1 rRNA gene is annotated in these 1,504 nt (G+C 54.1%); it reads right to left on the reverse strand.

The window, feature by feature from the left end:
* Window positions 1-52: 52 nt before the first annotated feature.
* Window positions 53-1,504, reverse strand: a 16S ribosomal RNA gene (locus tag FFI95_RS15320); the annotation flags it as partial.

Raw genomic sequence — 1,504 nt, forward strand, 5'->3', positions numbered from 1 at the left:
TTCAGTCAACCAAGTAATTCGTGTGGACTCTGGCCGAAGCTTCAGCTTCGTTTAAGGAGGTGATCCAGCCCCAGGTTCCCCTAGGGCTACCTTGTTACGACTTCACCCCAGTCATAAATCACACCGTGGTAATCGTCCTCCCGAAGGTTAGACTAACTACTTCTGGTGCAATCTACTTCCATGGTGTGACGGGCGGTGTGTACAAGGCCCGGGAACGTATTCACCGTGACATTCTGATTCACGATTACTAGCGATTCCGACTTCACGGAGTCGAGTTGCAGACTCCGATCCGGACTACGATACGTTTTGGAAGATTAGCTACCCCTCGCGGGTTCGCAACTCGCTGTACGTACCATTGTAGCACGTGTGTAGCCCTGGCCGTAAGGGCCATGATGACCTGACGTCATCCCCACCTTCCTCCGGTTTGTCACCGGCAGTCTCCCTAGAGTTCTCAGCATGACCTGCTAGCAACTAGGGAAAGGGGTTGCGCTCGTTACGGGACTTAACCCAACATCTCACGACACGAGCTGACGACGGCCATGCAGCACCTGTGTCAGAGTTCCCGAAGGCACCAATCCATCTCTGGAAAGTTCTCTGCATGTCAAGGCCAGGTAAGGTTCTTCGCGTTGCGTCGAATTAAACCACATGCTCCACCGCTTGTGCGGGCCCCCGTCAATTCATTTGAGTTTTAACCTTGCGGCCGTACTCCCCAGGCGGTCAACTTAGTGCGTTAGCTGCGCCACTAAGGATTCAAGATCCCCAACGGCTAGTTGACATCGTTTACGGCGTGGACTACCAGGGTATCTAATCCTGTTTGCTAACCACGCTTTCGCACCTCAGTGTCAGTGTTGGTCCAGGTAGCCGCCTTCGCCACTGGTGTTCCTTCCTATATCTACGCATTTCACCGCTACACAGGAAATTCCACTACCCTCTACCACACTCTAGCCAAGCAGTTCGAAATGCCATTCCCAGGTTGAGCCCGGGGCTTTCACATCTCGCTTACCTAACCACCTACGCGCGCTTTACGCCCAGTAATTCCGATTAACGCTCGCACCCTCCGTATTACCGCGGCTGCTGGCACGGAGTTAGCCGGTGCTTCTTCTGTGAGTGACGTCAAGCCTGACGGTTATTAACCGGCAGGTTTTCCTCCTCACTGAAAGTGCTTTACAACCCGAAAGCCTTCTTCACACACGCGGCATGGCTGGATCAGGGTTGCCCCCATTGTCCAATATTCCCCACTGCTGCCTCCCGTAGGAGTTCGGGCCGTGTCTCAGTCCCGATGTGGCTGATCATCCTCTCAAACCAGCTACGGATCGTTGCCTTGGTAGGCCTTTACCCCACCAACTAACTAATCCGACTTAGGCTCATCCAATAGCGCAAGGTCCGAAGATCCCCTGCTTTCCCCAAAAGGGCGTATACGGTATTAATCCGAGTTTCCCCGGGCTATCCCCTACTACTGGGCAGATTCCTAAGCATTACTCACCCGTCCGCCGCTCGACGCCTG

Source organism: Marinobacter piscis (assembly GCF_007671655.1).
GTDB classification, from domain to species: domain Bacteria; phylum Pseudomonadota; class Gammaproteobacteria; order Pseudomonadales; family Oleiphilaceae; genus Marinobacter; species Marinobacter piscensis.